The 25,359-nt window shown below is 59.0% G+C and carries 20 protein-coding genes; 17 read left to right on the top strand and 3 right to left on the bottom strand.

The annotated features are described in order from the left end of the window. Positions 1-137: 137 nt before the first annotated feature. Positions 138-1,769, top strand: coding sequence for a Na+/H+ antiporter (locus NK667_RS21650; RefSeq protein WP_054616010.1), 1,632 nt, complete (start codon positions 138-140; stop codon positions 1,767-1,769). A gap of 92 nt (positions 1,770-1,861) precedes the next feature. Here the strand turns inward: NK667_RS21650 and dapC are convergent, their stop codons facing one another. The 3 genes from dapC to map form a co-directional block, all read right to left on the bottom strand. Continuing rightward, positions 1,862-3,061: a succinyldiaminopimelate transaminase gene (gene dapC / locus NK667_RS21645; protein WP_054616009.1), complete on the bottom strand. Its 1,200-nt coding sequence runs from the start codon at positions 3,059-3,061 to the stop codon at positions 1,862-1,864. 121 nt (positions 3,062-3,182) lie between these two features. Beyond that, positions 3,183-5,885 (bottom strand): [protein-PII] uridylyltransferase, encoded by a 2,703-nt coding sequence (locus NK667_RS21640; protein WP_054047198.1) that lies wholly within the window; start codon positions 5,883-5,885, stop codon positions 3,183-3,185. A gap of 44 nt (positions 5,886-5,929) precedes the next feature. Further along, positions 5,930-6,712 (bottom strand): type I methionyl aminopeptidase, encoded by a 783-nt coding sequence (map, locus tag NK667_RS21635; protein ID WP_054616008.1) that lies wholly within the window; start codon positions 6,710-6,712, stop codon positions 5,930-5,932. A 373-nt stretch (positions 6,713-7,085) separates the two neighbouring features. On the opposite strand from map, the gene rpsB reads away from it, so the two are divergent. The 16 genes from rpsB to dnaE all read left to right on the top strand — a co-directional run bounded on the left by rpsB (position 7,086) and on the right by dnaE (position 25,320). Further along, positions 7,086-7,823, top strand: a complete 738-nt coding sequence (gene rpsB / locus NK667_RS21630; protein ID WP_003219330.1) for a 30S ribosomal protein S2 — start codon at positions 7,086-7,088, stop codon at positions 7,821-7,823. A 192-nt stretch (positions 7,824-8,015) separates the two neighbouring features. Further along, on the top strand, positions 8,016-8,879 hold the full coding sequence (gene tsf, locus NK667_RS21625; RefSeq protein WP_054047193.1) for a translation elongation factor Ts: 864 nt from the start codon (positions 8,016-8,018) through the stop codon (positions 8,877-8,879). A 210-nt stretch (positions 8,880-9,089) separates the two neighbouring features. After that, the gene (pyrH, locus tag NK667_RS21620) at positions 9,090-9,833 is read left to right on the top strand and encodes a UMP kinase (RefSeq protein WP_003172271.1); all 744 of its coding nucleotides are present in this window, start codon (positions 9,090-9,092) and stop codon (positions 9,831-9,833) included. Further along, positions 9,830-10,387, top strand: coding sequence for a ribosome recycling factor (gene frr / locus NK667_RS21615; RefSeq protein WP_007949335.1), 558 nt, complete (start codon positions 9,830-9,832; stop codon positions 10,385-10,387). Before pyrH ends, frr begins: the two co-directional genes overlap by 4 nt. A gap of 13 nt (positions 10,388-10,400) precedes the next feature. Beyond that, the gene (gene uppS / locus NK667_RS21610; RefSeq protein ID WP_054047192.1) at positions 10,401-11,156 is read left to right on the top strand and encodes a polyprenyl diphosphate synthase; all 756 of its coding nucleotides are present in this window, start codon (positions 10,401-10,403) and stop codon (positions 11,154-11,156) included. Continuing rightward, positions 11,156-11,962 carry a phosphatidate cytidylyltransferase gene (locus tag NK667_RS21605; protein ID WP_054616007.1) on the top strand — a complete coding sequence of 269 codons (807 nt, stop codon included), beginning with the start codon at positions 11,156-11,158 and terminating at the stop codon, positions 11,960-11,962. The genes uppS and NK667_RS21605 overlap by 1 nt, the downstream gene beginning before the upstream one ends. Beyond that, a complete protein-coding gene (gene ispC / locus NK667_RS21600; RefSeq protein WP_054616006.1) occupies positions 11,959-13,149 on the top strand; it encodes a 1-deoxy-D-xylulose-5-phosphate reductoisomerase in 1,191 nt (396 codons plus the stop codon). The genes NK667_RS21605 and ispC overlap by 4 nt, the downstream gene beginning before the upstream one ends. A gap of 54 nt (positions 13,150-13,203) precedes the next feature. Next, complete coding sequence (gene rseP, locus NK667_RS21595) at positions 13,204-14,556, top strand: sigma E protease regulator RseP (protein ID WP_054616005.1); 1,353 nt, start codon at positions 13,204-13,206, stop codon at positions 14,554-14,556. 74 nt (positions 14,557-14,630) lie between these two features. Continuing rightward, positions 14,631-17,021, top strand: coding sequence for an outer membrane protein assembly factor BamA (bamA, locus tag NK667_RS21590; protein ID WP_054047183.1), 2,391 nt, complete (start codon positions 14,631-14,633; stop codon positions 17,019-17,021). Positions 17,022-17,066: 45 nt separating this feature from the next. After that, positions 17,067-17,570, top strand: a complete 504-nt coding sequence (locus NK667_RS21585; protein WP_054047181.1) for an OmpH/Skp family outer membrane protein — start codon at positions 17,067-17,069, stop codon at positions 17,568-17,570. 3 nt (positions 17,571-17,573) lie between these two features. After that, complete coding sequence (gene lpxD / locus NK667_RS21580) at positions 17,574-18,629, top strand: UDP-3-O-(3-hydroxymyristoyl)glucosamine N-acyltransferase (protein ID WP_054047178.1); 1,056 nt, start codon at positions 17,574-17,576, stop codon at positions 18,627-18,629. 108 nt (positions 18,630-18,737) lie between these two features. Then, positions 18,738-19,178 carry a 3-hydroxyacyl-ACP dehydratase FabZ gene (gene fabZ, locus NK667_RS21575; protein WP_017336708.1) on the top strand — a complete coding sequence of 147 codons (441 nt, stop codon included), beginning with the start codon at positions 18,738-18,740 and terminating at the stop codon, positions 19,176-19,178. Then, entirely contained in the window at positions 19,175-19,951 is a 777-nt protein-coding gene (gene lpxA, locus NK667_RS21570; RefSeq protein ID WP_054047176.1) for an acyl-ACP--UDP-N-acetylglucosamine O-acyltransferase, read from the top strand. Before fabZ ends, lpxA begins: the two co-directional genes overlap by 4 nt. A 2-nt stretch (positions 19,952-19,953) precedes the next feature. Beyond that, positions 19,954-21,084: a lipid-A-disaccharide synthase gene (gene lpxB, locus NK667_RS21565; protein ID WP_054616004.1), complete on the top strand. Its 1,131-nt coding sequence runs from the start codon at positions 19,954-19,956 to the stop codon at positions 21,082-21,084. An 11-nt stretch (positions 21,085-21,095) separates the two neighbouring features. Next, on the top strand, positions 21,096-21,722 hold the full coding sequence (gene rnhB, locus NK667_RS21560) for a ribonuclease HII (protein WP_054047172.1): 627 nt from the start codon (positions 21,096-21,098) through the stop codon (positions 21,720-21,722). Positions 21,723-21,798: 76 nt separating this feature from the next. Beyond that, positions 21,799-25,320: a DNA polymerase III subunit alpha gene (gene dnaE / locus NK667_RS21555; protein WP_054047170.1), complete on the top strand. Its 3,522-nt coding sequence runs from the start codon at positions 21,799-21,801 to the stop codon at positions 25,318-25,320. Positions 25,321-25,359 lie beyond the last annotated feature (39 nt).

Below are 25,359 nucleotides of genomic sequence, written 5' to 3'. Positions count from 1 at the left end.
TCGAATCGTCGCACCGCCGCTCCCACAGTGGTTTTGCGGTGTAGCGGGGCGATGCGACATTGGTGCAACGGCCAGCCAGCAGTCTAAGCGGCTAATATGGCACTTCAATGCTGTCGATTGTCTGGGAATAACGCTTTATGCAAACCGCCTACACCGTCCTGATCCTGTTGATGCTGGTCGGCGTTTCACGCCTGATCGGACGGGTGATCCCGCTGCCCCTGCCATTGGTGCAGATCGGCGCGGGTGCTTTACTCGCCTGGCCCACGTTGGGGCTGCATGTAGCGCTGGACCCCGAGTTGTTCCTCTTCCTGTTTCTGCCGCCGCTGCTGTTTTCCGATGGCTGGCGCATGCCCAAGCGCGAACTGTGGCGTCTGCGCGGGCCGATCCTGACCCTGGCCGTCGGTTTGGTGCTGTTCACGGTGGTCGGCGCCGGGTATTTCATTCACTGGTTGATCCCCAGTATCCCGCTGCCGGTGGCGTTCGCGTTGGCGGCGGTGTTGTCGCCAACTGATGCCGTGGCGGTGTCGGCGATTTCCCAGAACCGTTTGCCGACACCGCTGATGCACATGCTGCAGGGCGAGGCGTTGATGAACGACGCGTCGGGCCTGGTGACCTTCAAGTTTGCCTTGGTCGCCGCGGTGACCGGCGTGTTCTCCCTGGCCAACGCCAGTCTGACCTTCGTACTGGTGGCGGTCGGTGGCCTGGCCATTGGCGTGGCGCTCAGTTGGCTGGTCGGGCGCTTGCGCTCGTGGATGATCGCCCGGGGCTGGGATGACCCGGCGACTCACGTGGTGTTCATGTTGCTGCTGCCGTTCGCCGCTTATGTGCTGGCCGAACGTCTTGGTGCATCCGGCATTCTTTCTGCAGTCGCAGCGGGGATGATGCAGAGCTGGCTCGACCTGCTGCCACGCCAAACCAGTACCCGATTGCTCAATCGCAGTGTCTGGTCGTTGCTGGAATTCGCCTTCAACGGCCTGATCTTCCTGCTGCTGGGCCTACAACTGCCAGACATCATCAAGGCTGTGGCCAGTCACGAAACCTCGTTGTGGCCGACGCTGCTCTACCGTTGCCTGGATGTGGTGGCGATTTTCCTGGTGTTGCTGGTGCTGCGGTTTATCTGGGTGCAGAGCACGTGGCGCTTCTCGGGACTGTTGCGCCGCTGGCGCGGGAAGGGCGAGTTGACGCTGGTGCCCACGGCGCGATCTTGCTGGTTGCTGACTGTCGGCGGCGTGCGCGGTGCGGTGACCCTGGCGGGCGTGCTGTCGGTGCCGCTATTAATGGGGGCTGATGCGTTTCCCGAGCGTGACCTGCTGATTTTCATCGCTGCCGGGGTGATTCTGCTGTCGCTGATCGCGGCGTGCATTGCCTTGCCGCTGTTACTGCGTGGCATCGAGAAAAGCCCCGACGACAAGCGCCGTAACGAAGTGCGTGAGGCTTGGCGCAAAACCGCAGAAGCGGCGATTCATGCGCTGGAAGTCGAAGAAGCCAAGCCTGCGGATGCGGCGGAAGCGGCGCTGGCGGCTGAACTCAAGGCGCGAATCATGTCCGAATATCGGCATCAACTGGAGGTGTTCAACGACTCCGCCGAAGCCCAGGCCCTGGCGTTTCAGATGGACCTGCTGGAGCGGCGATTGCGCTTGAAGGCGCTGCGGGCGCAGCGTCTGGAGTTATACAGCCTCAGCCGTCACCACCAGATTGGTGATGACGTTTTGCGTGAAGTGCTGGGCGAGCTGGACCTGAGCGAAGCAAACCTCGGCCAGGTGAAATAACACCGCCCCCTGTAGGAGCGAGGCTTGCCCGCGAAAGCGGTGTGTCAGATAAGACGCTTTCGCGGGCAAGCCTCGCTCCTACAGGTGGGGTTTTATTTGCGGCGCTGGATGAAGGCGCGAATCCGCTCGGCGGCTTCAACGCACTCGGCCAACGGCGCAACCAGCGCCATACGCACCCGGCCAGCGCCAGGATTGGTGCCGTCCACGTCGCGAGACAAGTACGACCCCGGGACCACCGTCACGTGTTCTTCAACGAACAAATCCCGGCAGAACGCCTCGTCATCACCTTCAACGTTCGGCCACAGGTAGAAACCGCCGTCCGGACGTTGTACATCCATCACCGGGCTGAGGATTTCCAGGACCGCATCGTATTTTTCGCGATACAGCGCACGGTTGGCGCGCACGTGCACTTCGTCGTTCCACGCGGCGACGCTGGCCAGCTGGGTCTGAACCGGCATCGCGCAGCCGTGATAGGTGCGGTACAGCAGGAAGCCTTTGAGAATGTCGGCGTCACCGGCGACGAAACCCGAACGCAGGCCCGGCAGGTTGGAGCGCTTGGACAGGCTGTGGAACACCACGCAACGCTTGAAGTCCTTGCGGCCCAGTTCCACGCAAGCGCTGAGCAGGCCCGGCGGCGGGGTTTGTTCGTCGAAGTACAGTTCGCTGTAGCACTCGTCGGCGGCGATCACGAAGTCGTATTGGTCGGCCAGGGCGATCAGCTTCTTCAGGGTGTCGACCGGGATCAGTGCGCCGGTCGGGTTCCCCGGCGAGCACAGGAACAGGATCTGGCAACGCTTCCAGATGTCGGGCGAAACCGCATCGAAATTTGGGTTGAAACCGTTTTCGTCGAGGCACGGCAGGTAATGCGGCTTGGCCCCGGCGAGGAATGCCGCGCCTTCGTAGATTTGATAGAACGGGTTCGGGCTGACCACCAGCGCGTCGTCGCCACGGTTGACCACGGTTTGGGTGAAGGCAAACAGCGCTTCACGGGTGCCATTGACCGGCAGCACATTGCGCGCAGGGTCGAGCCAGCCGTTCGGGATGTCAAAGCGACGTTCACACCAGGCCGCGATGGCTTCGCGCAGGGCCGGGATGCCGAGGGTGGTCGGATACACGGCCATCTGATCCAGATTGCTGGCCAGGGCTTCGGCGACAAAGCTTGGCGAACGGTGCTTCGGCTCGCCGATCGACAGCGCGATAGGGCGCTTGTCCGGGTTGGGCGTGACGCTACCGAGCAGGGCGCGGAGCTTCTCGAACGGGTAGGGCTGCAACTGGTTCAGAGCGTTGTTCATCGGGGGCCTCTTCTAATGTGGGAGCGGGCTTGCTCGCGAATGCGGTGTGTCAGACAGGTTAATGTCGACTGACCCACCGCTTTCGCGAGCAAGCCCGCTCCCACAGGGGAAATATGTTGGTTCAGATGCTGATCCGAGACAGTTTGATATCGGGTTCCTGGCTGACGCTCAGTTGCTCAACGATTGCATCCTGCAAGCGGCTGCACAGCAACGGGTCGGACAGCGGCTGGTTGTTCGCGTCGGTGATGAAGAACACGTCTTCCACGCGCTCGCCCAGGGTCGCAATCTTGGCGTTTTGCAGCGACAGATCGAACTCGAGGAAGATGCCACCAATGCGCGCCAGCAGGCCCGGGCGATCCGGGGCGCTGAGTTCTAGCACGGTCACCGGACGCTGGGCGTCGTTGTGGATCGTCACTTGTGGCGCGAACGCAAAGTGCTTGAGCTGGCGCGGCACCCGACGCTGGATGATCGTCGGGTAATCGTCCGGGTTGCGCAGGGCTTCGGTCAGGCCTTCGCGGATCTGCTTGACCCGCGTCGGGTTGTCGCCGATCGAGTCGCCGTCGGTGTCGAGCACGATGTAGGTGTCGAGGGTGAACTGGCTGCTGGAGGTGATCACCCGCGCGTCGTGAATGTTCAGGTTGAGCTGGTCCATCGCGGCCACGGTCACGGCGAAGAAGTCGTGTTGGTCGGGCGCATAGATGAAGATCTGCGTGCCGCCCTCGAATTCGCGCTGGGTGGTTTCCTTGATCAGCACCAGCGGACCGCCATCGGCCGGCTGCTGCAGGATCGCGTCACTGTGCCAGGCCACGTCGCCGGCGGTGTGACGCAGGAAGTAGTCATCGCCCAACTGTGCCCACAGCTGCTCGACATCGTCCGGGTCGGTGCCGCCGCGCACCAGAATGTCCAGGGCCGCGCTTTGGGTCTGGCGGATCTGCTCTTCGCGGTCCACCGGATTTTCCAGGCCGCGACGCAAGGCGCGCTTGGTTTCGGTATAGAGCTGGCGCAACAGGCTGGCACGCCAGGAATTCCACAGCGTCGGGTTGGTGGCGTTGATGTCGGCGACGGTCAGCACATACAGATAATCGAGATGGGTTTCATCGCCGACGATCTGCGCGAAATCATGGATCACCTGTGGGTCGGACAAGTCCTTGCGCTGGGCGGTGGTCGACATCACCAGGTGGTTCTGCACCAGCCAGACGATCAGGCGACTGTCCCACACTGGCAATTGATGACGCTGGCAAAAGGCTTCGGCGTCCACCGCGCCGATGTCCGAGTGATCACCATGCCGGCCCTTGCCGATGTCGTGGTACAGGCCGGCCAGGTAGATCAGTTCCGGCTTGGGCAGCTTGGCCATGAGCTTGCTGGCCAGCGGGAATTTTTCCGACACCTGGGTGTACTGCAACTTACGCAGATGCTTGATCAGGTTCAGGGTGTGGGCATCGACCGTATAGATGTGGAACAGGTCGTGCTGCATCTGCCCGACGATAAAGCCGAACTCCGGCAGGTAGCGCCCGAGGATGCCGTAACGGTTCATCCGCCGCAGGTTGCGATGGATGCCGATCTTGCACTTGAACAGCTCGATAAACAGGCTGGTGTTGCGAATATCGTTACGGAAGTCATCGTCGATCAGGTGACGGTTTTCCCGCAGCAGACGAATGGTATCGGCCCGCACGCCTTTGATTTCCGGTTGCTGGGCCATTAGCACGAAGATTTCGAGCATGGCGAACGGCGTACGGCGGAACACGTTGTTGTTACGTGCTTCGATGTAGCCATCGTGCAGCTGGAATCGCGAGTTGATCGGCTGCGGTGGCGCTTCGTCTTCCGGCGCGAGAATGACTTCCTCGAAGTGCTGGATGATCAGGTCGCTGAGCTGGGCGATGCTCATGACCACGCGGTAATACTGCTGCATGAAGTTTTCGATGGCCTGCTTGGCGTCATCACCTTCAAACCCCAGCAGCCCGGCGATGGAGCGCTGGTGGTCGAACAGCAAGCGGTCTTCGGAGCGGCCAGCGAGCATGTGCAGGGCGTAACGAACCTTCCACAAGAATTCCTGGGACGAGGCCAGCAGGGCGTTTTCGCTTTCTACCAGAAAGCCTTCGCCGGCCAGGGCCCGGAGGTTCAGGGTGCCGTACTCGCGACGGGCGACCCACAGAATCGTCTGGATATCCCGCAAGCCGCCGGGCGAGCCTTTGACGTTAGGTTCCAGGTTGTATTCGGTGTCGTTGTACTTGTGGTGACGGGCCTTTTGCTCGGCGCGCTTGGCCAGGAAAAACTCCTTGCTCGGCCACATGTGCGCGGTGCTGGTGACGTCGAGCATGCGCTGGCGCAGGCGCTCGGGGCCGCAGATGGTGCGGCTCTCCATCAGGTTGGTGACGACAGTCAGGTCGGCGCGGGCCTCGACGGCGCATTCGTCCACCGAGCGCACGCTCTGACCGACTTCCAGGCCGATATCCCACAACAACGTTAGAAAACGCTCGATGGAATCGCGGAAAACCTCGTGGTCGGCACTGTCCAGCAGGATCAGCAGATCGATGTCGGAATACGGGTGCAACTCGCCGCGACCGTAGCCGCCAACCGCAACCAGCGCGATGTCGGCGTCTTCGCTCCAGTTGAACTGCTCCCAGGCCTTTTGCAGGATGTTATCGACGAACCAGGCACGATCCTCGATCAACCGGCGAATGTCCCGCCCGCTGCGAAAACGCCCGTCGAGAACCTCGCGGGCCTGGCGAATCGCCTTCTTGAAGGCCGCAATCGGGCTGGCCTTCAGGGCCAGTTCCGCCTGGAACTGGCCACGGTCGAAGAGTTCGGGATCCACCTGCGGCATCGATTGGCTTTCCTTTCTATAAGGCTGTGAACTGTGCGGGTCGATCAGGCCGAAACGCGGGGGATGGTGTCATCGGCGCGCAGGGTGAAGATCTCGTAGCCGGTTTCGGTGACCAGCAGGGTGTGTTCCCACTGCGCCGAGAGCTTGCGGTCTTTGGTGATCGCGGTCCAGCCGTCGCCCAACACCTTGGTGTCGGCCTTGCCCTGGTTGATCATCGGCTCGATGGTGAAGGTCATGCCGGCTTTCAGTTCCATGCCGGTGCCGGCGCGGCCGTAGTGCAGGATCTGCGGCTCTTCGTGGAACACCTTGCCGATGCCGTGGCCGCAGAATTCGCGAACCACCGAGAAGCCGTTCTTTTCCGCGTGCTTCTGGATCACTTCACCGATGTCGCCCAGTCGGCAGCCGGGTTTGACGATTTCGATGGCCTTGTACATGCATTCCTGGGTGATCTGCGACAGACGCTCGGCCCAGACCGGCACGGTGCCGACGTGGAACATGCGGCTGGTGTCGCCGTGGTAGCCGTCCTTGATCACGGTCACGTCGATGTTCACGGTGTCGCCATTCTTCAGCGGCTTCTCATTCGGGATGCCGTGGCACACCACGTGATTGATCGAGGTGCAGATCGACTTCGGGAAGCCCTTGTAGTTGAGCGGGGCAGGGATGGCTTTCTGCTCGTTGACGATGTAGTCGTGGCAGATGCGGTCCAGTTCTTCGGTGGTGACGCCCGGTTTGACATGTTCGGCAATCATTTCCAGCACATCGGCGGCCAGTTTGCCGGCGATCCGCATTTTTGCGATGTCCTCGGGGGTCTTGAGGGTGACGGTCATACAGGCTCTCTCTGCGCTCAACGGCGCTTACTAATTCGGAATGGGCGTTGCGCGGTCAATCTTCGCAGCCCTGAAAAACGCGATTCTAACAGACGATCAGCGCAAATCTGAGCCTCTGTGCGTCGCTTCTCTCTATAGATAGGCGCATTCTTGGGCGATTCCAAGGGCGTGGATAAAGGCGCGCGCCAGGAATTCAGAATCCGGGTTCCGTTTTTTCCTGCCTTGTGATATAAAATGCGCCGCTTTCCGGGGATACCCCGAAAGGCTTAAATCCACACACGTGTCGACACGATGACCTGGGTGCCTTCAGCTGATGCTGCTGGTTGGTCATTGGGATACGTGGAGGCCAAACCCGACTTATTAAGGAACTATCATGTCCCAAGTCAACATGCGCGATATGCTGAAGGCCGGTGTGCACTTCGGTCACCAAACCCGTTACTGGAACCCGAAAATGGGTAAATACATTTTCGGCGCGCGTAACAAGATTCACATCATCAACCTTGAAAAAACCCTGCCAATGTTCAACGAAGCTCTGACTTTCGTAGAGCGCCTGGCCCAGGGCAAAAACAAGATTCTGTTCGTCGGCACCAAGCGTTCCGCTGGCAAGATCGTTGCTGAAGAAGCAGCACGTTGCGGTTCGCCGTACGTCGATCACCGCTGGTTGGGCGGCATGCTGACCAACTTCAAAACCATCCGTGCTTCCATCAAGCGTCTGCGTGACCTTGAAGTGCAAGCCGAAGACGGTACTTTCGCCAAGCTGACCAAGAAAGAAGCGCTGATGCGCACTCGCGATCTTGAGAAGCTCGATCGTTCCCTGGGTGGTATCAAGGACATGGGCGGTCTGCCAGACGCACTGTTCGTTATCGACGTTGATCACGAGCGCATCGCGATCACCGAAGCCAACAAACTGGGTATCCCGGTTATCGGCGTAGTCGATACCAACAGCAGCCCGGAAGGCGTTGACTACATCATCCCAGGCAACGATGACGCAATCCGCGCTATCCAGCTGTACATGGGTTCGATGGCTGACGCTGTAATCCGCGGTCGCAACCACGTTGCTGGCGGCACCGAGCAGTTCGTTGAAGAAGCTCCGGTAGCAGCAGCTGAGTAATTGACGCCTTGGCGTTAACTCAGTAAGCAAAAAGGGGGCTTGGCCCCCTTTTTGCCACCTCGAAAACCATTTGTCGGTAGCGCAGCTACAGCTTCTGTAACGTGCAGCGACTTACAAAGGTGTTTCGGGAAGAATTGAACGCCCGTTCGATCGGGTGGAATGGTTGATAACCTATCCAAGAGGATTTTTGAAATGGCAGAGATTACTGCAGCGTTGGTTAAAGAACTGCGTGAGCGTACTGGCGAAGGCATGATGGATTGCAAAAAGGCCTTGACCAAGGCCGGCGGCGACATCGAAAAAGCCATTGACGACATGCGTGCTTCGGGCGCCATCAAGGCTGCCAAGAAAGCAGGCAACGTAGCTGCTGAAGGCGCGATCACTCTGAAAGAAGACGGTAAATCCGCCGTTCTGCTGGAAGTGAACTCGCAGACCGACTTCCTGGCTTTGCAGGACGATTTCAAGGCATTCGTTGCTTCCAGCGTTGAAAAAGCATTCGCTGACAAGCTGACTGATGTTGCTCCGCTGATCGAAGCTCAAGAAGCTGCTCGCCTGGTACTGGTCGGCAAGGTTGGCGAAAACGTCAACATCCGTCGTCTGGCACGCGTTGAAGGTGACGTTGTTGGTGGTTACCTGCACGGCAACAAGATCGGTGTTGCAGTTGTCCTGAAAGGCGGCACTGTTGAGCTGGCCAAGGACATCGCTATGCACGTAGCGGCGACCAACCCTGAATTCCTGCTGCCATCGGAAGTTTCCGCTGAAGCGGTCGAGCGCGAGAAAGGCGTGTTCCTGACCCTCAACGCTGACAAGATCGCTGGCAAGCCAGAAAACATCGTTGAAAACATGGTCAAAGGCCGTATCAGCAAGTTCCTGGCTGAAGCGAGCCTGGTTGAACAGGCGTTCGTCAAGAACCCTGAAATCAAGGTTGGCGAACTGGCCAAGAAAGCCGGTGCTGAAATCGTTTCCTTCACCTACTTCAAAGTAGGCGATGGCATCGAGAAGCCGGTCGACAACTTCGCTGAAGAAGTTGCTGCCCAGCTGGCTGCCGCCAAGCAATAAGACGGTTTTTTAACTGTCGCCCTGAAGAGGCTGCCCGCTTACGCGCGCAGCCTCTTTTCAGATGGGCTGCCAATTTTTATTGGTTTCCCTTTGGAACTGGCTTACAAAGCCATGTTCCGATGGCGCTGAAGCAGCGCCAAGCTAGAGTGAACGCCAGCTGTAAACAGCTCGCAAAGAATTTTTTAAAATACGCCGCAGGAGAGATTCGCAATGGCTCAGCAGGGCAGTGGTTATCAGGCTCGCTATAAACGCATTCTACTCAAGCTTAGCGGCGAGGCCCTGATGGGCTCGGAAGAGTTCGGGATCGACCCGAAAGTTCTGGATCGCATGGCGCTCGAAGTGGGCCAATTGGTCGGCATCGGTGTGCAGGTCGGTCTGGTGATCGGCGGCGGCAACCTGTTCCGTGGCGCAGCGCTGAGCGCGGCCGGCATGGATCGGGTTACCGGCGACCACATGGGCATGCTGGCCACTGTGATGAACGCCCTGGCCATGCGCGACGCGCTGGAACGTGCCAATATCTCGGCCATCGTGATGTCGGCCATTTCCATGGTTGGCGTGACCGATCATTACGACCGCCGCAAAGCCATGCGCCACCTGAATGCCAAGGAAGTCGTGATTTTCGCGGCCGGTACGGGCAATCCGTTCTTCACCACGGATTCGGCAGCCTGCCTGCGTGCAATCGAAATCGATGCCGATGTCGTGCTCAAGGCGACCAAGGTCGATGGCGTCTACACCGCTGACCCATTCAAAGACCCGCATGCCGAGAAGTTCGATCATCTGACTTACGATGAAGTACTGGATCGCAAGCTGGGTGTGATGGATCTGACAGCTATCTGCCTGTGCCGCGACCACAAAATGCCGCTGCGCGTATTTAACATGAACAAGCCCGGCGCCCTGCTGAACATCGTGCATGGCGGCGCTGAAGGGACCCTGATCGAGGAAGGCCAACAATGATCAACGAAATCAAGAAAGACGCTCAAGAGCGCATGCAGAAATCTCTGGACTCTCTGAACCATGCATTTGGTCAGATTCGTACCGGCAAGGCTCACCCAAGCATTCTGGGCAGCGTGATGGTGCCGTACTACGGCACAGACACTTCCATCACTCAAGTGGCCAACATCACCGTAAAAGACTCCCGGACCCTTCAGGTCGTGGCGTTTGAGCGCAATATGCTCGCGGCAGTCGACAAAGCGATCCAAAGTGCCGGTTTGAACCTCAATCCGACCAACCTGGGCGAGTTGCTGCTGATCTCCATGCCTGCCCTGACTGAAGAAACCCGCAAGGGCTTCACCAAGCAGGCGCGTAGCGCAGCTGAAGATGCCCGTGTTGCCGTGCGCAATATTCGTCGTGATGCACTTGGCGACCTGAAGAAACTGGTCAAGGACAAGGAAATCAGCGAAGACGAAGAGCGTCGTGCCGCTGCTGATATCCAGAAGCTGACCGACAAGGCTGAGGCCGATATCGATGCAGCGACCAAGCAAAAAGAAGCGGACCTGATGGCCGTATAAGGGTCGCGTTTTCATGGAAAAGACCAAGCAGACTGCGCCGTCCGCGGTGCCGCGCCATGTCGCGATCATCATGGATGGTAACAATCGCTGGGCGAAAAAACGCTTTATGCCGGGTGTCGCCGGGCATAAAGCGGGTGTGGATGCAGTTCGTGCGGTGATTGAAGTGTGCGCTGAGGCCAAGGTCGAGGTGCTGACCCTGTTCGCCTTCTCCAGTGAGAACTGGCAGCGTCCGGCCGATGAGGTCAGCGCCTTGATGGACCTGTTCTTCAAGGCGCTGCGTCGCGAGGCCAAGCGCCTGAACGACAACAACATCAGCCTGCGCATCATTGGCGACCGTTCGCGTTTTCACCCTGAGCTTCAAGCAGCCATGCGCGAAGCCGAGGCGATTACCGCCGGCGCCAATCGCTTTATCCTGCAGATCGCCGCCAACTACGGCGGTCAGTGGGATATCGCGCAAGCTGCACAGCGTCTGGCTCGGGAAGTTCAGGCCGGGCATCTGCGCCCGGAAGACATCACCCCGGAACTACTGCAAACCTGTCTGGTGACCGGCGACCTGCCGTTGCCGGACTTGTGCATTCGTACCGGCGGTGAACACCGCATCAGCAATTTCCTGCTCTGGCAGCTGGCTTACACCGAGCTGTATTTCTCCGACCTGTTCTGGCCGGACTTCAAACACGACGCCATGCGCACCGCGCTGGCCGATTTCGCTTCTCGTCAGCGCCGCTTCGGTAAAACGAGCGAGCAGGTCGAGTCTGGAGCCCGGGTTTAATGCTTAAACAACGAATCATCACTGCACTGATCCTGCTGCCGATCGCCTTGTGCGGGTTTTTCCTGCTCGAAGGCTCCGGTTTTGCGCTGTTCATCGGGCTGGTCGTGACCTTGGGTGCATGGGAGTGGGCTCGCCTGGCGGGTTTCACCGCCCAGCCGGCTCGCGTGGCCTACGCGGCTGTGGTCGCGCTGATGCTGTTTGTCATGCACATCCTTCCCGGGCTCGCGCCTTGGGTGCTGGGCGCCTCGGTGCTCTGGTGGGGTGTCGCGACTTACCTGGTGCTGACCTATCCGCGCTCCAGCGAACACTGGTCCAGTGCCGCCTGCAAACTGGTTATCGGCCTGTTGATCCTGCTGCCGGCCTGGCAAGGTCTGGTCCAGATCAAGCAGGAGCCCTTGGGTAACTGGTTGATCATGGCCGTCATGGTGCTGGTCTGGGGCGCTGACATTGGTGCTTACTTCTCCGGTCGCAAGTTCGGCAAGCGCAAGTTGGCGCCGCAAGTCAGCCCGGGCAAGAGCTGGGAAGGCGTCTATGGTGGCCTGGCGTTGAGCCTGGTGATCACGCTGGTGGTCGGCCTGGTTCGCGACTGGACCGTGGCAGAGCTGCTTAAAGGTCTGGTTGGCGCCGCATTGATCGTGTTCATTTCGGTGGTGGGCGACCTCACCGAAAGCATGTTCAAGCGTCAGTCAGGGATCAAGGACAGCAGCAATCTGCTGCCCGGTCACGGCGGTGTGCTGGATCGCATCGACAGCCTGACGGCAGCGATCCCGATCTTCGCGGTGTTGTTGTGGATGGCTGCACCGTGAGCCGCCCACAACAGATTACCGTTTTGGGGGCGACGGGCTCGATTGGCCTGAGTACTCTCGATGTCATTGCCCGTCATCCCGAGCGCTATCAGGTTTATGCATTGAGCGGTTTCACTCGGTTGAGTGAGTTGCTGGCTTTGTGCGTCCGGCATACGCCGCGGTTTGCGGTCGTGCCTGAGGTCGTGGCTGCCCGTGTCCTGCAGGACGACTTGCGCGCTGCGGGCCTCTCGACTCGCGTGCTGGTGGGGGAGGAGGGCCTGTGTCAGGTCGCCGCCGACTCTGAAGTCGATGCAGTCATGGCGGCCATCGTCGGTGCGGCGGGCTTGCGCCCGACCCTGGCGGCGGTCGAGGCCGGCAAGAAGATCCTGCTGGCCAACAAGGAAGCGCTGGTGATGTCTGGCGCGTTGTTCATGCAGGCAGTGCGCAAAAGCGGTTCGGTGTTGCTGCCGATCGACAGCGAGCACAACGCGATTTTCCAGTGCATGCCCAACGATTTCGCTCGCGGACTGGGTGCGGTCGGTGTGCGTCGGATTTTACTGACAGCCTCTGGTGGCCCTTTCCGGCAGACTCCGATGGCGGAATTGGCGCATGTTACCCCCGATCAAGCGTGTGCTCACCCGAACTGGTCCATGGGGCGCAAGATTTCGGTCGATTCGGCCAGCATGATGAATAAAGGCCTCGAGCTGATCGAGGCCTGCTGGTTGTTCGATGCCAAGCCATCCCAGGTCGAAGTGGTGATTCACCCGCAGAGTGTCATCCACTCGCTGGTGGACTATATCGACGGTTCGGTGCTTGCGCAGTTGGGTAATCCGGACATGCGAACGCCGATTGCCAACGCCTTGGCCTGGCCGGAGCGCATCGACTCGGGGGTTGCCCCGCTGGATCTGTTTGCCATCGCCCGTCTGGATTTCCAGGCGCCCGATGAGGAGCGTTTCCCGTGTCTGCGCCTGGCTCGACAAGCGGCAGAGGCCGGTAACAGTGCGCCGGCCATGCTGAATGCGGCAAATGAAGTGGCAGTCGCCGCGTTTCTCGACGGACGGGTTCGTTACCCGGAAATCGCGAGTATCATCGAGGAAGTCTTGAATCTTGAGCCTGTGGTTGCGGTGAATGATCTCGAGGCGGTGTTCACTGCAGACGCCAAGGCGCGTGTGCTGGCTGAACAGTGGTTGAGTCGTCACGGGCAATAAGTGCTGCAGTACGTTGGCCCAATGCAGCACTGGATAGGATTGCGGAGAAAGTAGATGAGCGCGCTCTATATGATTGTCGGCACCCTGGTAGCCCTGGGCGTGCTGGTCACCTTCCACGAGTTCGGCCACTTTTGGGTCGCGCGTCGCTGTGGGGTCAAAGTGCTGCGTTTCTCCGTGGGCTTTGGCATGCCGTTGCTGCGCTGGCACGACAAGCAAGGCACCGAGTTCGTGCTGGCCGCCATTCCGTTGGGCGGCTACGTTAAGATGCTCGATGAGCGCGAAGGCGAAGTGCCGGCCGACCAGATCGATCAATCCTTCAATCGTAAATCCGTGCGCCAACGGATCGCCATCGTCGCTGCCGGCCCAATCGCCAACTTTCTGTTGGCGATGGTGTTTTTCTGGGTGCTGGCCATGCTCGGCAGCGAACAGATACGTCCTGTCATCGGTGCCGTGGAGTCGGGCAGCATCGCGGCCAAGGCCGGGTTGAGCGCCAATCAGGAAATCGTTGCCATTGACGGCGAGCCGACTTCCGGCTGGTCGGCGGTAAACCTGCAACTGGTCCGTCGCCTGGGTGAGAGCGGTACCTTGCAGTTGTTGGTGCGCGAACAGGGCTCTACAGCAGATTCGCCTCGTGAGCTGGCGCTGGATCACTGGCTTAAAGGTGCCGATGAACCAGATCCTATCCGCTCGCTGGGTATTCGTCCGTGGCGTCCGGCATTGCCGCCGATCCTCGCGGAACTTGATTCGAAAGGGCCGGCACAAGCTGCGGGCCTGAAGACCGGTGACCGGTTGTTGGCCCTTGATGGCAAGGCGCTGGATGACTGGCAGCAAGTCGTCGATACCGTGCGTATGCATCCGGATACCAAAATCATGCTGCGCGTCGAGCGCGATGGTGCTCAAATCGACGTCCCAGTGACGCTGGCGGCTCGTGGTGGCAGCAAAGCACCTACAGGTTACCTGGGTGCCGGGGTGAAAGCAGTCGATTGGCCACCAGAGATGATTCGCGAGGTCAGCTACGGTCCGATAGCCGCGATTGGGGAGGGTGCCCGACGCACCTGGACCATGAGTGTACTGACCCTCGATTCGCTCAAGAAAATGTTGTTCGGCGAGCTCTCGGTAAAAAACTTGAGTGGACCGATAACCATTGCTAAAGTGGCGGGCGCTTCTGCCCAGTCGGGTGTCGCTGATTTCCTGAATTTCCTTGCTTATCTGAGTATTAGCTTGGGAGTTCTGAATTTGTTGCCCATTCCTGTACTGGATGGGGGGCATTTGTTGTTTTATCTGATCGAGTGGGCGCGTGGTCGTCCCTTGTCAGATCGGGTGCAGGGTTGGGGGATACAGATCGGTATCAGTTTGGTGGTCGGGGTGATGTTGCTTGCTCTGGTCAATGATCTGGGTCGACTGTAACGCTTCGCTGAATTGCGAATCTGCCGCATTTTGCGGCAGTTTGTTTATTGCCAGTTGGAATAAGAAAGGACTTCATGAAACGTCTGCTGCTAACTGCGGTTCTCACCGTATTGATGATCGCCGAAGTTCACGCCGAGTCCTTCACTATCTCTGATATTCGCGTCAATGGCCTCCAGCGGGTCTCCGCGGGTAGTGTCTTTGGTGCCTTGCCGTTGAACGTCGGTGAACAGGCGGATGATCGTCGCCTGGTGGAATCCACTCGTGCGTTGTTCAAAACCGGGTTCTTTCAAGATATCCAGCTGGGTCGCGAAGGCAATGTCCTCGTTATCACGGTAGTCGAGCGTCCGTCGGTCGCCAGTATCGAGATCGAAGGTAACAAGGCCATCTCCACTGAAGACCTGATGAAGGGCCTCAAGCAATCCGGTCTCTCCGAAGGCGAGATCTTCCAGCGCGCCACCCTTGAAGGTGTGCGTAACGAACTGCAGCGCCAGTACGTCGCTCAGGGTCGCTACTCGGCGACCGTCGACACCGAAGTGGTGGCGCAGCCGCGTAACCGCGTTGCGTTGAAGGTCAACATCAACGAAGGCACCGTTGCTGCTATCCAGCACATCAACGTGGTGGGTAACACCGTCTTCCCTGATGACGACCTGATCGACCTGTTCGAACTCAAGACCACCAACTGGCTGTCGTTCTTCAAGAACGATGACAAGTATGCTCGTGAGAAACTCTCCGGTGACCTGGAGCGTCTGCGCTCCTACTATCTGGATCGCGGCTATATCAACATGGATATCGCTTCGACCCAGGTGTCCATCACCCCGGACAAGAAACACGTCTACATCACGGTCAACGTCAACGAAGGCGAGAAGTACACCGTTCGTGACGTGAAGCTCAGCGGCGACCTGAAAGTGCCTGAAGACCAGGTCAAGTCCCTGCTGCTGGTTCAGAAAGGCCAGGTATTCTCGCGCAAGCTGATGACCACGACTTCCGAACTGATCACCCGTCGTCTCGGTAACGAGGGTTACACCTTCGCCAACGTCAACGGCGTGCCTCAGCCTCACGATGACGATCACACCGTAGACATCACTTTCGCAGTCGATCCGGGCAAGCGTGCCTACGTGAACCGTATCAACTTCCGTGGCAACACCAAGTCCGAAGACGAAGTGCTGCGTCGTGAAATGCGTCAGATGGAAGGTGGTTGGGCTTCGACTTACCTGATCGACCAATCCAAGACCCGTCTTGATCGTCTGGGCTTCTTCAAGGAAGTCAACGTCGAGACCCCGGCCGTTCCGGGCGTGGATGACCAGGTTGACGTGAACTACAGCGTTGAAGAGCAAGCCTCCGGTTCGATTACCGCCAGTGTCGGTTTCGCCCAGAGTGCCGGTCTGATCCTCGGTGGTTCGATCACCCAGAACAACTTCCTGGGTACCGGTAACAGGGTCAGCATCGGTCTGACCCGAAGCGAATACCAGAGCCGTTATAACTTCGGTTATGTCGACCCGTACTGGACTGCTGACGGTGTGAGCCTGGGTTACAACGCTTTCTATCGCACTACTGACTACAAAGACCTCGACGTCGACGTAGCAAGCTATGCGGTAGACAGCCTGGGTGCTGGCGTCAGCGTCGGCTATCCGATCAGCGAGACGTCGCGCCTGACCTTCGGCCTGACAGCGCAACAAGACAAGATCAAGACGGGCGTATACACCGTCGACGAGATTTTCGACTTCGTTAACAAGGAAGGCGACAGCTACCTGAACTTCAAGGCGTCGGCCGGTTGGTCCGAGTCCACCTTGAACAAAGGCGTGCTCGCTACCCGTGGTCATTCCCAGAGCCTGACGCTGGAAACCACGACCCCGGGCAGCGACCTGTCGTTCTTCAAGCTCGACTACCGTGGCCAGTTGTTCCAGCCATTGAGCGAAAACTACACCATGCGTCTGCACACCGAATTGGGTTATGGCGATGGTTATGGTTCGACCGACGGCTTGCCGTTCTATGAAAACTACTATGCTGGTGGTTTCAACTCGGTTCGCGGCTTCAAGGACAGTACCTTGGGTCCACGCAGTACGCCTAGTCGTGGTCAAGGTATAACAGGCAACGCCGGTACGCTGGCCGACCCGGACCAGGATCCGCTGCCGTTCGGTGGTAACGTCCTGATCCAGGGTGGTGTCGAGGTGCTGTTCCCGCTGCCATTCGTCAAGGATCAGCGTTCCCTGCGCACTTCGGTATTCTGGGATGTGGGTAACGTATTTGATTCCACGTGCCAGAAAACGACGAACGCCACTGTTGGCTCGAGCTCTCAAACAAAGTGCAACGACATCAGCCTGACCAACATGGCCAGCTCCGTCGGTGTAGGCGTGACCTGGGTTACCGCACTGGGCCCTCTGAGCTTCGCGTTGGCCATGCCGATCAAGAAACCGGATGACGCTGAAACTCAAGTGTTCCAATTCTCCCTCGGCCAGACGTTCTAAGCGTCTGACCCAAGATAACGACAATGGATTTTGTAGGAGTGCATCGTGCGTAAGTTGACTCAATTGGTTCTCCTGGCGACCGTACTGGTAGCAGGCCCGGCTTTTGCCGACATGAAAATCGCCGTTCTGAACTATCAGATGGCTTTGCTGGAATCCGACGCGGCCAAGAAGTACGCCGTGGATGCCGAGAAGAAGTTCGGTCCGCAACTGACCAAGCTGAAAACCCTCGAAAGCAGTGCCAAAGGTATCCAGGATCGTCTGGTAGCCGGTGGCGACAAGATGCAACAAGGCGAGCGCGAGCGTCTGGAGCTTGAATTCAAGCAAAAGGCCCGCGACTTCCAGTTCCAGTCCAAGGAGCTGAACGAAGCCAAAGCCGTTGCCGACCGTGAAATGCTGAAGCAGCTCAAGCCGAAACTGGACAGCGCTGTGGAAGAAGTCATCAAGAAAGGTGCTTTTGACCTGGTCTTCGAGCGTGGCGCAGTGATTGATGTCAAGCCTCAATACGACATCACCCGCCAGGTTATCGAGCGCATGAATCAGCTGAAGTAATCCATGACAGCGACTATAAAGCTCGGCCAATTGGCCGAGTTCCTCGGCGCCACCCTCCGTGGCGACCCGGAGAAAGAAATTACTGGGCTAGCCACTTTGCAAGAGGCTGGCCCAGCTCAGTTGAGCTTTCTGGCAAACCCTCAATACCGTAAATACCTGCCGGACAGCAAAGCCGCAGCCTTGTTACTCAAGGCCGCTGACGCTGAAGGTTTCGCCGGTAATGCGCTGGTCGTGCCGGATCCGTACCTGGCTTACGCCCGTGTTTCCCATCTTTTCGATCCCAAGCCAAAGGCTGCTGCCGGTATTCATCCGACAGCGGTAGTGGCAGCGGACGCGGTGGTGGACCCGGCGGCGAGCATTGGGGCTTTTGTGGTGATCGAGAGCGGCGCGCGTATTGCGGCGGGCGTGACCGTAGGGGCACATTGCTTCATCGGTGCGCGTAGCGAGATTGGCGAGGGCGGTTGGCTGGCTCCGCGGGTCACGCTGTACCACGACGTGCGCATTGGCAAACGCGTGGTGATTCAGTCGGGCGCCGTACTCGGTGGTGAAGGTTTCGGTTTCGCCAACGAGAAGGGTGTCTGGCAGAAAATCGCCCAGATTGGCGGTGTGCTGGTCGGTGACGATGTGGAGATTGGCGTGAATACCGCCATCGACCGTGGCGCCCTGGCCGATACCGTTCTTGGCAACGGCGTGAAGCTCGACAATCAAATCCAGATCGCTCACAACGTCCAGGTCGGTGATCACACTGCCATGGCAGCGTGCGTGGGAATCTCCGGCAGCACCAAGATCGGCAAGCACTGCATGCTCGCCGGCGGTGTAGGGCTGGTGGGGCATATCGAGATTTGCGACAACGTTTTCCTGACCGGGATGACCATGGTGACCCACTCGATTACCGAGCCCGGTTCCTATTCTTCCGGTACAGCCATGCAACCGGCTGCCGAGTGGCGCAAAAGCGCGGCACGCATCCGTCAGCTCGATGATATCGCGCGACGTCTGCGACAGCTGGAAAAGCGAGTAGGGGAAGTGACCCCTGGCGGTAATGCTTCATCAGATGGCTGATACCATTTCCATATCAAGTGTGCACAGCCGCTAGACTGCCTCCTTGATTTGCTAGAGGGGTGCGCGTCAGTCGCGCTCTCCCAATCTTTACATAGGCTTCCCCCCGAAATGATGGACATCAACGAGATTCGCGAATACCTGCCACACCGTTACCCGTTCCTGCTGGTGGACCGGGTCGTGGAACTGGATGTGGAAGGCAAGCGCATTCGCGCCTACAAGAATGTCAGCATCAACGAACCGTTCTTCAATGGTCACTTCCCTGCGCATCCAATCATGCCGGGCGTACTGATCATCGAAGCGATGGCTCAGGCTGCCGGTATCCTTGGTTTCAAAATGCTCGACGTGAAGCCTGCCGACGGCACGCTTTACTACTTCGTCGGCTCCGACAAGCTGCGTTTTCGCCAGCCTGTCACCCCAGGCGATCAGTTGATCCTCGAAGCCCGCTTCATCAGCTGCAAGCGCCAGATCTGGAAGTTCGAATGCCAGGCTTCGGTCGACGGCAAGCCGGTCTGCTCCGCTGAAATCATCTGCGCGGAACGCAAACTATGAGTTTGATTGACCCTCGCGCAATCATCGATCCGACGGCCGTACTGGCTGAGGGTGTCGAAGTCGGCCCTTGGTCGATCGTCGGCGCAGGTGTGGAAATCGGCGAGGGGACAGTGATTGGGCCGCATGTGATTCTCAAGGGCCCGACCCGAATCGGTAAGCACAACCGTATCTACCAGTTTTCCTCGGTAGGTGAGGACACGCCCGATCTGAAATACAAAGGCGAAGAAACCCGCCTGGTCATTGGTGATCACAACATCATCCGTGAAGGTGTGACGATTCACCGTGGCACTGTGCAGGACCGTTCGGAAACTACCCTGGGTGATCACAACCTGGTCATGGCCTATGCCCACATCGGTCACGACAGCGTTATTGGCAACCACTGCATCCTGGTCAACAACACCGCGTTGGCGGGCCATGTGCATGTTGAAGACTGGGCGATCCTGTCCGGTTTCACGCTGGTTCACCAGTATTGCCACATCGGCGCCCACAGCTTTTCCGGTATGGGCACCGCCATTGGCAAGGACGTCCCCGCGTACGTTACGGTATTCGGTAACCCTGCCGAAGCCCGCAGCATGAACTTCGAAGGCATGCGCCGTCGTGGTTTCAGCGAAGACGCGATTCACGCCCTGCGCCGCGCCTACAAGGTGGTTTATCGCCAGGGGCTGACGGTCGAGCAAGCGCTCGCCGAACTGGCCGAGCCCTCGGCACAGTTTCCGGAAGTCGCAGTGTTCCGTGACTCCATCCAGTCTTCGACCCGCGGCATCACCCGTTAATCATGGCTAATCTGCGTATTGCGCTGGTAGCGGGTGAGGCTTCCGGTGACATTCTGGGCGCCGGTCTGATGCGTGCACTCAAGGCACAGCATCCGGCGGTGGAGTTCATTGGCGTTGGCGGCCCGCTGATGCAGGCCGAAGGCCTGACCTCCTACTTCCCGATGGAACGGCTCTCGGTCATGGGCCTGGTGGAAGTGCTGGGCCGATTGCGTGAGCTGATGGCCCGGCGCAAGAAGCTGATCGCCGACTTGATCGCCGAGAAGCCGGACGTGTTCATCGGTATCGATGCCCCGGACTTCAACCTCAATATCGAACTCAAGCTGCGTCAGGCCGGGATCAAGACCGTGCATTACGTCAGCCCGTCGGTATGGGCCTGGCGTCAGAAGCGGGTGCTGAAGATTCGCGAAGGCTGCGACCTGATGCTGACGCTGTTCCCGTTCGAAGCCAAATTCTACGAAGAGAAAGGCGTGCCGGTTAGGTTTGTCGGGCACTCCCTGGCCGATGCCATTCCGCTGGAGGCAGATCGCGCTGCGGCGCGGGCCGAGTTGGGTTTGCCTGATGGTCCGCTGGTGGCGCTGATGCCGGGCAGCCGTGGCGGTGAGGTAGGGCGCCTCGGTGCGTTGTTCCTCGATACCGCCCAGCGCCTGCGTGCCTTGCGCCCCGGCGTGCGGTTCGTCATGCCCTGCGCCAGCCCCGAACGCCGGGCCCAGCTCGAAGAGCTGCTGGCTGGCCGCGATCTGCCGCTGACCTTGCTCGACGGCAAATCCCATCTGGCCCTGGCGGCCTGCGATGCGGTATTGATCGCCTCCGGAACCGCTACGCTTGAAGCGTTGTTGTACAAGCGGCCGATGGTCGTCGCTTATCGCCTGGCGCCGCTGACGTTCTGGATTCTCAAGCGCATGGTGAAAAGTCCTTACGTTTCGCTGCCGAATCTGCTGGCCCAACGGCTGCTGGTGCCCGAATTGTTGCAGGACGATGCGACAGTCGAAGCCCTGGCCCAGACCTTGTCGCCGTTGATCGAGGGCGGTGAAGAACAGACCCGCGGCTTCGATGAAATCCACCGCACCTTGCGTCTGGACGCCTCCAACCAGGCGGCGGATGCCGTGCTGAAACTGATCGGCCAAGTACAATGAGTAAAACAAGCATGCAAATGGGGCTGGATTTCACCTTGGTCGCTGAAGTGGAAGACTTGGTTGCCGGCGTCGATGAAGTCGGTCGCGGCCCGCTGTGCGGCGCCGTGGTCACGGCTGCGGTGATTCTCGATCCGAATCGGCCGATCCTCGGCTTGAACGACTCTAAGAAGCTCACCGAAGCACGCCGCGAAAAGCTCTACGACGAAATCTGCGAGAAGGCCCTTAGCTGGCATATCGCTCGCGCCGAAGTCGAGGAAATCGACGAGCTGAACATTCTGCATGCCACCATGCTGGCCATGCAGCGCGCGATCGAAGGCCTGCACATTCAGCCCAAACTGGCGATGATCGACGGCAACCGCTGCCCGAAACTGTCCATGCGTGCCGAAGCGGTGGTGCAGGGCGACGGCAAGGTGCCGGCCATCGCTGCGGCCTCAATTCTGGCCAAGGTCAGTCGCGACCGTGAAATGGCTGCTTTCGAATTGATTTACCCGGGTTACGGCATCGGCGGCCACAAAGGCTACCCGACCCCCGTTCATCTGGAAGCTCTGGCTCGCCTGGGGCCAACGCCGATTCACCGACGCTCGTTCGCCCCGGTTCGCCTGGCCTACGAGGCGCGGGAAAACCTGATCGAGAGTTAGTCGCAAGGCTGATGTTTTACTCAAGGCCCGGTACAATCCGGGCCTTGTTGTTTTCATGACTTAACGCAGGATCACTATGCCGGCTTCATTCGTTCACCTACGCCTGCACACTGAATATTCCCTGGTCGACGGTCTGGTGCGGATCAAACCGCTGGTCAAGACCCTGGTCGGCATGAACATGCCTGCCGTGGCGGTCACTGACCAGAACAACATGTGTTCCCTGGTCAAATTCTATAAAGCCTCCATGGGCGCGGGCATCAAGCCGATCTGCGGCGCCGACCTGTGGCTGTCGAACAAGGATCCGGACAACCCGTTGAGCCGGATCAGCCTGCTGGCGATGAACGCCGTGGGTTATCGCAACCTCACCGAGCTGATCTCGCGCGGCTTCATTGATGGTCAGCGCAATGGTTCGATCATCATCGAGCGCGAGTGGGTGGCTGAGGCCAGCGAAGGCTTAATCATGTTGTCGGCGGCAAAAGAGGGCGAGATCGGCCTGGCCATGCTCGGCGGCAACCCGGCTGAAGCGGAAACCCTGGCCCGTGAATGGATGGCAGTGTTCCCGGATCGCTTCTATCTGGAAATCCAGCGCACCAACCGTCCCAATGACGAAGAACAATTGCACGGCGCCGTTGCTTTGGCCGAGAAGATCGGCGCGCCTTTGGTTGCGACCAACGACGTGCGCTTCATCAAGCAGGAAGACTTCGAAGCCCACGAAACCCGCGTCTGCATCGGTGAAGGCCGCGCCCTCGACGATCCGCGGCGCTCGAAGAACTACAGCGATCAGCAATACCTCAAAAGCGCCGAGGAAATGGCCGAGCTGTTCAGCGACATTCCCGAGGCGCTGGAAAACACCGTTGAGATTGCCAAGCGCTGCAATATCGAAGTGAAGCTGGGCAAGCACTTCCTGCCCAACTTCCCGATCCCCGATGGCATGACCATCGACGAGTATTTCCGCAAGGTGTCCTTCGATGGCCTGGAAGATCGCCTGAGCGTACTGCTGCCCAAAGACACCACCGAAGACTACGAAGCCAAGCGCCAGGTCTACGTCGACCGGCTGAATTTCGAGCTGGATATCATTATCCAGATGGGTTTCCCCGGTTACTTCCTGATCGTTATGGACTTTATCCAGTGGGCCAAGAGCAATGGCGTGCCGGTAGGTCCGGGCCGGGGGTCGGGTGCCGGGTCGCTGGTGGCCTATGTGCAGAAGATCACCGACCTTGATCCGCTGGAATATGACCTGCTGTTCGAACGTTTCCTTAACCCGGAACGGGTATCGATGCCCGACTTCGACGTCGACTTCTGCATGGATGGTCGTGACCGGGTTATTGAATACGTGGCCGAAAAGTACGGTCGCAACGCGGTAAGCCAGATCATCACCTTCGGTTCCATGGCCGCCAAGGCTGTGGTCCGCGACGTGGCGCGGGTGCAGGGCAAGTCCTACGGTTTGGCGGATCGTCTGTCGAAGATGATTCCGTTCGAAGTCGGCATGACCCTGGAAAAAGCCTACGAACAGGAAGAAATCCTGCGCGACTTCATCAAGGTCGATGAAGAAGCTGCGGAAATCTGGGAGATGGCTCGCAAGCTCGAAGGTGTTGTGCGTAACGTCGGCAAGCACGCCGGTGGTGTGGTTATCGCGCCAACCAAACTGACTGACTTCTCGCCGATCTACTGCGACGAGGCCGGTGATGGCCTGGTAACCCAGTTCGACAAGGATGACGTCGAGGCTGCCGGTCTGGTGAAGTTCGACTTCCTCGGTCTGCGGACCCTGACGGTCATCGACTGGGCGCTGAAAACCATCAACCGTGATCGCGCCAAGGTCGATCAGCCGCCGCTGGACATCGCGTTCATCCCGCTGGACGACAAACCGACTTACACGCTGTTGCAAAAAGCTGAAACCACCGCGGTGTTCCAGCTCGAGTCCCGGGGTATGAAGGAGCTGATCAAAAAGCTCAAGCCCGACTGCCTGGAAGACTTGATCGCACTGGTGGCCCTGTTCCGTCCGGGCCCGCTGCAATCGGGCATGGTGGACGACTTTATTAATCGTAAGCACGGTCGCGCCGAACTGGCGTACCCGCACTCGGACTACCAGTACGAAGGCCTCAAGCCAGTATTGGCACCGACTTACGGCATCATCCTGTATCAAGAACAGGTGATGCAGATTGCCCAGGTCATGGCCGGTTACACCCTCGGCGGTGCGGACATGCTGCGTCGGGCCATGGGTAAGAAAAAACCCGAAGAAATGGCCAAGCAGCGCGGCGGTTTCATTGAAGGTTGCGCCACCAACAATATCGACGCCGACCTTGCCGGTAACATTTTCGACCTGGTAGAGAAATTCGCCGGTTACGGCTTCAACAAGTCTCACTCCGCCGCTTACGGTCTGGTGTCTTACCAGACGGCATGGCTAAAAACCCACTACCCGGCGCCGTTCATGGCCGCGGTACTGTCGGCGGATATGCACAACACCGACAAGGTCGTGACCTTGATCGAAGAAATTCGCACCATGAAGCTGCGTCTCGACGCGCCGGATGTGAATACTTCGGAATTCAAGTTCACGGTGAACGAAGAAGGCCGGATTATCTACGGCCTCGGCGCGATCAAGGGTGTGGGCGAAGGTCCGGTCGAAGCTATCACCGAGGCGCGTCAGGCCGGTCCGTTCAAGGATCTGTTCGACTTCTGCGCCCGTGTCGACCTCAAGCGCATCAACAAACGTACTCTGGACGGCTTGATCCGCAGCGGCGCGCTGGACCGTCTCGGTCCTTACTTCCATGACGAGCAGAAAGCCTATCAGGCCAACATCGACCGCAACCGCGCGGTCCTGCTGAACGCCATGGAAGGGGCGATCAAAGCCGCCGAACAAACCCTGCGTACCAAAGACAGCGGTCACGTTGACCTGTTTGGCGGTCTGTTCGTCGAAGAAGACGCCGATGTCTACGCCAATCACCGCAAGGCCAAGGAACTGACGCTCAAGGAGCGCCTGAAAGGCGAGAAAGACACCCTCGGCCTGTACCTGACCGGTCACCCGATTGACGAATACGAAGGCGAGATCCGCCGCTTCGCTCGCCAGCGCATCATCGACCTGAAACCGGCGCGGGATACGCAGACGGTCGCGGGCATGATCATCGCGTTGCGGGTGATGAAGAACAAAAAGGGCGACAAGATGGGTTTCATCACCCTCGACGACCGCTCTGGCCGGATCGAAGCGTCGCTGTTCGCCGAGGCGTTCCATTCCGCGCAGTCGCTGTTGCAGACTGACGCGATGGTGGTGGTCGAAGGCGAAGTCAGCAACGATGACTTCTCCGGTGGCTTGCGCCTGCGGGTCAAGCGGGTGATGAGCATGGAAGATGCGCGCACCAACCTGGCCGAAAGCCTGCGCTTGAAGCTGCACACCAAGGATTTGAAAGGCGATCAGCTACGCTGGCTCGGTGAGCTGTTCAAGCGTCACCGTGGCGCGTGCCCGATCACCATGGAGTACACCAGTCCTGATGCGAAGGCCTTGCTGCAGTTCGGCGAGACCTGGCGGATCGACCCGGCGGATGCCTTGATTCAAGCCCTGCGTGACCAGTTCGGGCGAGACAACGTCTTCCTCCAATACCGTTGACGGTCAGGTGTCTTTGAATGGCCCTGATCTCGACCTGAA

It is taken from the genome of Pseudomonas nunensis (assembly GCF_024296925.1).
In the GTDB taxonomy this organism is placed as follows: domain Bacteria; phylum Pseudomonadota; class Gammaproteobacteria; order Pseudomonadales; family Pseudomonadaceae; genus Aquipseudomonas; species Aquipseudomonas nunensis.
Note: the sequence above shows the minus strand (reverse complement) of the source record. Positions and strands in the feature narration are given on the sequence as shown.

What these genes read in the sequence shown, in the direction of transcription:
- lpxB (WP_054616004.1), top strand. Translation starts at nt 19,954, where the DNA reads ATGGCTAATCTGCGTATTGCGCTGGTAGCGGGTGAGGCTTCCGGTGAC.
- NK667_RS21650 (WP_054616010.1), top strand. Translation starts at nt 138, where the DNA reads ATGCAAACCGCCTACACCGTCCTGATCCTGTTGATGCTGGTCGGCGTT.
- dapC (WP_054616009.1), bottom strand. Translation starts at nt 3,061, where the DNA reads ATGAACAACGCTCTGAACCAGTTGCAGCCCTACCCGTTCGAGAAGCTC.
- fabZ (WP_017336708.1), top strand. Translation starts at nt 18,738, where the DNA reads ATGATGGACATCAACGAGATTCGCGAATACCTGCCACACCGTTACCCG.
- rseP (WP_054616005.1), top strand. Translation starts at nt 13,204, where the DNA reads ATGAGCGCGCTCTATATGATTGTCGGCACCCTGGTAGCCCTGGGCGTG.
- uppS (WP_054047192.1), top strand. Translation starts at nt 10,401, where the DNA reads ATGGAAAAGACCAAGCAGACTGCGCCGTCCGCGGTGCCGCGCCATGTC.
- bamA (WP_054047183.1), top strand. Translation starts at nt 14,631, where the DNA reads ATGAAACGTCTGCTGCTAACTGCGGTTCTCACCGTATTGATGATCGCC.
- lpxD (WP_054047178.1), top strand. Translation starts at nt 17,574, where the DNA reads ATGACAGCGACTATAAAGCTCGGCCAATTGGCCGAGTTCCTCGGCGCC.
- lpxA (WP_054047176.1), top strand. Translation starts at nt 19,175, where the DNA reads ATGAGTTTGATTGACCCTCGCGCAATCATCGATCCGACGGCCGTACTG.
- NK667_RS21640 (WP_054047198.1), bottom strand. Translation starts at nt 5,885, where the DNA reads ATGCCGCAGGTGGATCCCGAACTCTTCGACCGTGGCCAGTTCCAGGCG.
- rpsB (WP_003219330.1), top strand. Translation starts at nt 7,086, where the DNA reads ATGTCCCAAGTCAACATGCGCGATATGCTGAAGGCCGGTGTGCACTTC.
- NK667_RS21605 (WP_054616007.1), top strand. Translation starts at nt 11,156, where the DNA reads ATGCTTAAACAACGAATCATCACTGCACTGATCCTGCTGCCGATCGCC.
- dnaE (WP_054047170.1), top strand. Translation starts at nt 21,799, where the DNA reads ATGCCGGCTTCATTCGTTCACCTACGCCTGCACACTGAATATTCCCTG.
- pyrH (WP_003172271.1), top strand. Translation starts at nt 9,090, where the DNA reads ATGGCTCAGCAGGGCAGTGGTTATCAGGCTCGCTATAAACGCATTCTA.
- frr (WP_007949335.1), top strand. Translation starts at nt 9,830, where the DNA reads ATGATCAACGAAATCAAGAAAGACGCTCAAGAGCGCATGCAGAAATCT.
- rnhB (WP_054047172.1), top strand. Translation starts at nt 21,096, where the DNA reads ATGCAAATGGGGCTGGATTTCACCTTGGTCGCTGAAGTGGAAGACTTG.
- map (WP_054616008.1), bottom strand. Translation starts at nt 6,712, where the DNA reads ATGACCGTCACCCTCAAGACCCCCGAGGACATCGCAAAAATGCGGATC.
- tsf (WP_054047193.1), top strand. Translation starts at nt 8,016, where the DNA reads ATGGCAGAGATTACTGCAGCGTTGGTTAAAGAACTGCGTGAGCGTACT.